This is a genomic window from Pseudonocardia nigra (genome assembly GCF_019396355.1).
GTDB classification, from domain to species: Bacteria; Actinomycetota; Actinomycetes; order Mycobacteriales; family Pseudonocardiaceae; genus Pseudonocardia; species Pseudonocardia nigra.
Genome location: NZ_JAHKRK010000322.1, coordinates 1 through 6,278 on the forward strand (window position 1 = coordinate 1; position 6,278 = coordinate 6,278).

A 6,278-nucleotide genomic window follows, 5' to 3' on the forward strand; every position below is an offset into this window, starting at 1 on the left:
GCAGAACCCGGCCGCGTCGTCGAACAGATCGACCTGACGATCAGCGCGCCCCAACGTCACCCCGAGATCCTCCCGCGGCGCGCCGCCCAGCAGGGCGACCGCCACGCGAAAGACACCAGCCACCTAGCCTAGGAGCCGACCGGCCGCAGCGTGTCGCGCGGCGAAGCCGCCACCCGCTGCCCGTCCAGCATCCTTGGGTGTCACCCAGCTCACCGCGTGGTGTCCGGCCGGTGCCGCCCGCTGTGGGCCCGGGTGTAGTGCCGGTCCTTCACCTTGGCCAGTAGCTCGGGCTTGTGCAGCTGGTCTGCGCCGTCGATACCGAGCCTGCGGGCGTGCTCGCGCAGCTCGCCGATCCTCATATCGGCAAGCTCGGACTCGCTCACGTCCGGCGTGTCGGCGGTCTGGTTGCCGCTCTGCCCAGTGCTTGCCGCCTCGCCCGTGCCGCGGGCGCTCTCGACGTTCCCCCCTGCCGGTGCTGTTCGCGTCGCCACGCTGCTGCCCGCCGTGGGCCTGGGCGTAGTGCCAATCCTTGACCTTGGCCAGTAGCTCGGGCTTGTGCAGCTCGTCCGCGCCGTCGATGCCGGCTGTGCGGGCGTGCTCGCGCAGTTGCTCGATCCCCATGTTCGCCAGGTCACTCTCGCTGACGTTCGGTGTGTCGGCCGTGGAGTTCGCCACCTGCCCTCTCCTCCCGTTCGCGTGGTCGTGACCGACGGTTACCCGGAGCCGACGCTGGGGGAACCCGCGCGGGCCACATCGACGCCGTCGATGAGGCCCGGATCGCCCTGAGCGCCCTTCGGCATCAGCTGGTCCTGCGCGGGGCTGGGTGCCGGTGCAGCAGTCCATCGTTCTTCTCGCCGTACTGGCCGGTGTTCACCAGCGGCGGCGAGTAGGCGTGCACGGTGATCGTGGACTCGTGCCCGGGTTCGGGCCGCATTCGATGGATCACCGTCTCGTCAAATCGAAATCCATCGCCCGCGTAGACGATGCGCGCGACTGGGCGGTGCCCCAAGACGGATGGCTCCTTGGGAGACGTGCACCGCGCCGCGGGAGGGGTCGTGGTCGTGGTAGCCGGTGTCGTGGGTGTCGGCCATCCACGAGATCGCCCACACCCCGAGGTGCTCGTTGGTGAACACGTCCGCGTAGCTGCGATGATCTTTCGTGCGTTCCAGAGCGTCCGACCACAGCTGCTTGTTCTCGGCGAGGCGTTGGGCCAGATCCTGCAGCTCGTCAGGGTTGAGCAGCCGATTCGGCGGCGCGAATGGCAGATCCGTCATCCCGCCTGTGTCCCCGCTCCCGGGTCCGCCAAACGTGTGCCTGCACGCATGGTCAGCTTGTACTGAGCTGGAAGCGGGGGCGGTGGCCGAGGCGGCGGATGATCCCCATGCGAGCAACGCGCACCCCGTCCCGGCTCTACTCCACTCCAGCCGCGGCAGCAGCGCTTCGCGGCGAGGTCGACTTGCTCGGCCGCGACCTGTTCGGGCGCGCGGCCGAGCGGGGTGGACACCTACACGGACGTCGTCGAGCGGCGTGAGGCCGAGCAGGCCCGTTAGGCGGCCGAGGTCGAACACGGGAACCGGCACACCCACCAGCGCGCAGCACCCCGAGACTTTGCAGTACGGGACGAAGGTGTTCGATCTCGACACCGACCAAGTCGCCCTCGTCGTCGGTGACGTCGCCGGGCCCGTCTCGCCGCCCGGCCCCTGATTGGCGGAGATGGCGGGTACAAGGCATCAGGGAACCAGCGCCACGTGCGGCACGCTCCGATTCGCGATGAGCCGCGGTTTCCCGATCGCAAGGACGGGTAGCAGCGTGGACGCTGAGTGCAGCAGCACGCGCGGGGCGGGCCGTGGTCCAGGGACGGGGAGCAGAACGTTGGGTGGGTCTGAACTGGAACTCGGGGATGGCGAGCAGCGCGCGCAGCAATCCGGACGCCAGCACCGGATAATCGTCGCGCAGCGCGTCGCATGGGCTGTGCTCGCGCTGATCGCGCTCGCCGCGCTCGCCGGGCTGCTCGGCCCGGGCCCGCTCAGCACGGTGACCCACAGCGATCCGTCGGGCCTGGTCCAGTTCGAGCACGAGCGCTTCGCGAGGTACATCGGGGACACCAGCTTGCAGCTGCAGGTGCTGCCCGACCCGGAACAGCCTGACACCGCGCAGGTGTGGATCTCCTCGGACTACCTGTCCGCTGTACAAGTGCAGCAGGTGCGGCCCCAGCCCGACACCTGGCCGGGAGCCGGCGACGGGGCTGTCCTGGTGTTCCCGGTCAGCGGGCCGGACCCGATCAGCGTCCAGCTCCAGATCCGCCCCGACCAGATCGGGCTGCTCCGCGGCGCCGTCGGCACACCAGCCCGGGAGCCGGTCGAGTTCTGGCAGTTCGTCTACGCCTGATCGGAGAGACCGATTGGGCGCCATGCTGTGGGCCGACATGGCCCTGCTGGTCATCTCCCGGGTCACCGCCAAGCGATCGACTGCGCGTCGGCAAGGGCGACGTCTGTCGTTGACCCAACTCGGAGCCGGCCGCTCCCTGCCCCTGGAGGCGTCTCACGCTGAACTGGCTGGTCGCCAGCGAGCCCACTCTCTCATGCGTGGCCATGTCCAGGCTGTCGTCCTCGGACCCCATCGGCCTCTCCTCATCACGTCGAGCGCCGCGCCGTAACGCTACCGCCGGCGCTCTCGCGATACTCGCTCGAGATGTCGAGCACGCCGCAACGTATGGATCATGCCGATTCGGGTAGCCGCAGTTGAGCGCGCGACTTCGTCGACGAGGTGAGCTCGAGCGAAGTGCAGCTCCCACCGTTGTGGCGTCCCTGGTGACCTTCATCAGCACGTGGGCACCGCACAGCGAACTGCCGTGAGTAGGGAATGACATGCCGCACACACAGGTGCGCAACGACTGCGTCGGGCACGAGCAGCGGGAGAACGCAGACAAGGCGGCCGAGCGGCAGCCGCTCATCCAGGACGCCCTGCAGTCCCTCGGCGCGCCCGCAGGAACGGCATTCGCCCCATTGACCAGCCGATCGCGCCGGTCACGACCCAGCGCGAGCAGTTCTGCAGCAGCGCGCCGACGTTACCCCTCGGGCAATCTCACCCCGCCCAACCTCCCACGGCCGGTCGTCCGATCGGTTGGCAGGCCCGACCTCTCGATCTGCTGAGCAACCAAACGGCGAACACCCGTGGCGTCGCGTGAGCTGCTGATGCCGATGGGGTTCCCTGAGCGGCGGGACCGGGCGCGATGGGACGACTCAAGAGAGGCTCCAACCGAAGGACGAGGTGAAGCAGTGACCGATCCGGAGAAGACCCGGTCGAGCCGGGAACCGCACGACAGGCCCGTTACCACCGAGGCGATGAACGCCGTGCCGCTTCCGGTGGATCCCGACGACCGGGAGGCCGAACAGAAGGTGCGTCTCACCGAAGATCCCACCATCCATCCCGCCGCCGCCGCGAGGGAGATCCCCGTGACCAGCGGCGGTCTCCTGACCGATCCCGACCTCGCCGAGCTGCCGGACCGCGCGGCCCCGAGCATCAGTGCGAGCCGGTTTGAGATCGAGCTCGACCGAGAGCCCACCAGCGGACCCGACGTCGACAGCCGCGGGGCAGAGCAGTCGGATCATGACGTGCCCTGATCGCTGACCGGGGACTCGTCCGGGCCTGCTCTGAGATGAAGAATGCCCCCGATGCGCCGGGAGCGGTCGCGAATCGTCGGCCGTTGCTACGCGGGCCAGGTCGGGAAGGATTGCGCCAACGATCTTGAGAACCCGACCAGTTCGTCGTGCGCCGCTACTGCGACGGCGACGCCTACCAGGTCATCGTCCCGCCACTGACCGGGCCGCGATGCGCCGTGTCGCCCGCCTCATGCAGCTGGCGACCGACGTGAATGCGGCGGTCGAGGCGATGCGGTTGCGCTGCGCCACCGGCCAGGACCGCTGGTCCTCGCGCTCTATGCCTGCCGCATACCCCGCAACACCCGCCTCTCACCGCCATCGCATCGCTCCCTCACCAGCTCTCGCCAGTCGAGGCGGAGAGCCGAGCCGGGTCGGACGGGTGTCGCTGAACTGCAGCGCTCGCGGCAGTGGACGGATGCCGGTGTGGGCAGGGGGACGGCGACGCTGACCAGGTCGAGAGGCGCGGGGGCTGGGGCGCCATCACGAGGGTTGGCTGCCCATCGGCCGGCTCGGCCTCAAGGGCGGGAGAACCGGGGCCGGTTTGCGAGTTGCTGTGATTTCCGTCGCGGTGATCGACTATCGGACAACCGCACCTCGTGCATACCGGCGTCGGCGCGGGCACCGCCATCGCGTCCGGGACTGGTGGTGGGATGAGAAGCAATTGACGCTCGCGACCGAATTGCGCGCGCCCGAATCCGATCGAACAACGGGCTCGCTGGACCTGCGGCTGCGTGCACCGACGCCCGAGGTGGTGGTCGTGCGGGCCGGCGGTGCGGTGGATGCCGTGTCTGCCCCGCTGCTGGCCGAGCGGGTGCGTCAGCAATTTCCCCGTGCCCGGCATATCGTCATGGGCCTCAGCGACGTGATCTTCCTCGGTGCCCGCGGCCTGGACGTGGTGCGCGTCTTGCACCGGCAATCCCTGAGGGCGGGAGCCTGCTTGTACCTGACTGCGGATCATCACGCGGTGTGCCGGCCAATGCACCTGGCCGGGCTGGACCGGACGCCTGGCCATCAGCCCGAACGCGGACCTGGTCCTCGCCCGGCTGGCCATTGGGTTGGCCACTCGGAGCGGCTGTGTGTCAGCGACGCGGTCCCGCGTCCCGCGCCGCTCATCTGGCCCGACGCCTGCTGGGCTTCCAGTAATCTGATGGACAGCACGCGGAGCGGCGAAGCGCTCCGGCGACACCGCTCGTTACCGAGAAGCGCCGGTCAGCCCGTGCCCGCGCTGGAGGTGGCCGTGCCACGTTTATCGGGCGAGCTGGCGGGAACGGCTGGAGTCATGCGGGTGAGGGACTCGGTCGTCGTGGTGACGGGTGCATCCAGCGGCATCGGCCGGGCAACGGCGCTCGCCTGCGCCACGAAAGGCGCTGCGGTGGTGCTCGCCGCGCGGCGGGAAGGCGCCCTGGAGGCGGTGGCTCGAGAGTGTGAGGCGCTTGGCGGCACGGCGCTCGCCGTCCCCACGGATGTGACCGTCGGCGATGCGGTCCAGCATCTTGCGCGACGGGCGGTCGAGCGCTTCGGGCGCATCGACGTCTGGGTCAACTGCGCCGCCGTCACGGCGTTTGCACCCTTCCAGGAGATCCCGCTCGATGATTTTCGGCGCATCCTCGACGTCAACATCATGGGCTATGTGCACGGTGCCCGAGCCGCCCTGCCCTACCTGCGGGATCAGGGCAAGGGCGTTCTGATCGATGTCGCCTCGATCGTGAGCGCGGTGCCCCAGCCCTATACGCAGGCGTATTCGATGACGAAAGCTGCGATCCGCGTGCTCGGCGCGAGTCTGCGTCAGGAGCTCTGGCTTGACGGTGCGACGCACGTCAAGGTCTGCACGGTCCTGCCGGCGACCATCGACACCCCCTTCTTTGAGCACACCGCGAACTACACTGAGGTGATCTCAGCAAGATTGGTTTCGTAGTTGGTGTTCGAAGTGGGTGAGCACGAGTGCTCCTGCGACGATCCGCCCGATTTTCGACGGGCTGGTAGTGATGCGCTGCAGCGCCCGCCATCGGGTGGTGAGCAAGGCGAAGCCGCGTTCGCCGGTGGCGCGAGTCGCGCGATGCAGCGCGTTGTAGGCCTGGTGGTCGGGTGCGAGGGCGTTGCCGTCGCCGGGCTGTTTGACCGGTGTGTGTACGCCCTGGCCTGCGCCTTCGTAGCCGGAGTCGGCCAGTGCGGGCAGATCGAGTTGCGAGGCCGACCAGTACAGCGCGCCGAGCAGGCGCTGTTCGTGGGCGGCGATCAGGTCGTGGTTGTGTCCGGGCACCACCTCGGAGGTCCACATGGGGAAGCCGTCGGGTCGCATGACAGCTTGGATGTTCCCGCCGAAGACGCGATGCTTGCCGGAGTACCAGGAGTTGATCGTGTTGCCTTTCGCGCTGGTCGTGGTCTCGGCGCAGCGATCGGTGCGAAACAGCTTGCCGTCCACGACGACGTGCGACCAGCCCTGCTCGGCCACCTCGACGAGCGCGTCGTGCAGGTCCGGGGCCTGGGCGTGCAGCACGCTGATGACCTCGTCGCGGTAGCGGTAGGCCGTCGCCCGCGACACCCCGAACCCGGCGGCCAGCACGGTCATCTCCTCGCGCTTGCGGTACCACACCAGCACCATCAGCGCCTGGTACC

7 protein-coding genes are annotated in these 6,278 nt (G+C 68.9%); 3 read left to right on the top strand and 4 right to left on the bottom strand.

Annotated features, from left to right (window positions below):
- Nucleotides 1-209 precede the first annotated feature (209 nt).
- The 3 genes from KME75_RS39115 to KME75_RS39120 form a co-directional block, all read right to left on the bottom strand.
- A complete protein-coding gene (locus KME75_RS39115; protein WP_219419998.1) occupies nucleotides 210-359 on the bottom strand; it encodes a Rho termination factor N-terminal domain-containing protein in 150 nt (49 codons plus the stop codon).
- Between the two features lie 440 nt (nucleotides 360-799).
- Nucleotides 800-934: a hypothetical protein gene (locus KME75_RS45445; protein WP_281424880.1), complete on the bottom strand. Its 135-nt coding sequence runs from the start codon at nucleotides 932-934 to the stop codon at nucleotides 800-802.
- A 19-nt stretch (nucleotides 935-953) separates the two neighbouring features.
- Entirely contained in the window at nucleotides 954-1,274 is a 321-nt protein-coding gene (locus KME75_RS39120; protein ID WP_219420000.1) for a cupin domain-containing protein, read from the bottom strand.
- Between the two features lie 598 nt (nucleotides 1,275-1,872).
- Here KME75_RS39120 and KME75_RS39125 point away from each other — a divergent pair.
- From KME75_RS39125 to KME75_RS39135, 3 genes are all read left to right on the top strand, one after another.
- Nucleotides 1,873-2,388 carry a hypothetical protein gene (locus KME75_RS39125; protein WP_219420002.1) on the top strand — a complete coding sequence of 172 codons (516 nt, stop codon included), beginning with the start codon at nucleotides 1,873-1,875 and terminating at the stop codon, nucleotides 2,386-2,388.
- Nucleotides 2,389-3,173: 785 nt separating this feature from the next.
- Nucleotides 3,174-3,623: a hypothetical protein gene (locus KME75_RS39130; RefSeq protein WP_219420007.1), complete on the top strand. Its 450-nt coding sequence runs from the start codon at nucleotides 3,174-3,176 to the stop codon at nucleotides 3,621-3,623.
- A 700-nt stretch (nucleotides 3,624-4,323) separates the two neighbouring features.
- A complete protein-coding gene (locus KME75_RS39135; protein ID WP_219420009.1) occupies nucleotides 4,324-5,577 on the top strand; it encodes an SDR family NAD(P)-dependent oxidoreductase in 1,254 nt (417 codons plus the stop codon).
- Here the strand turns inward: KME75_RS39135 and KME75_RS39140 are convergent.
- The coding region (locus KME75_RS39140; protein ID WP_219420011.1) for a transposase family protein at nucleotides 5,557-6,278 on the bottom strand (722 nt) is incomplete at its 5' end. The two genes, KME75_RS39135 and KME75_RS39140, sit on opposite strands and share 21 nt — an antisense overlap.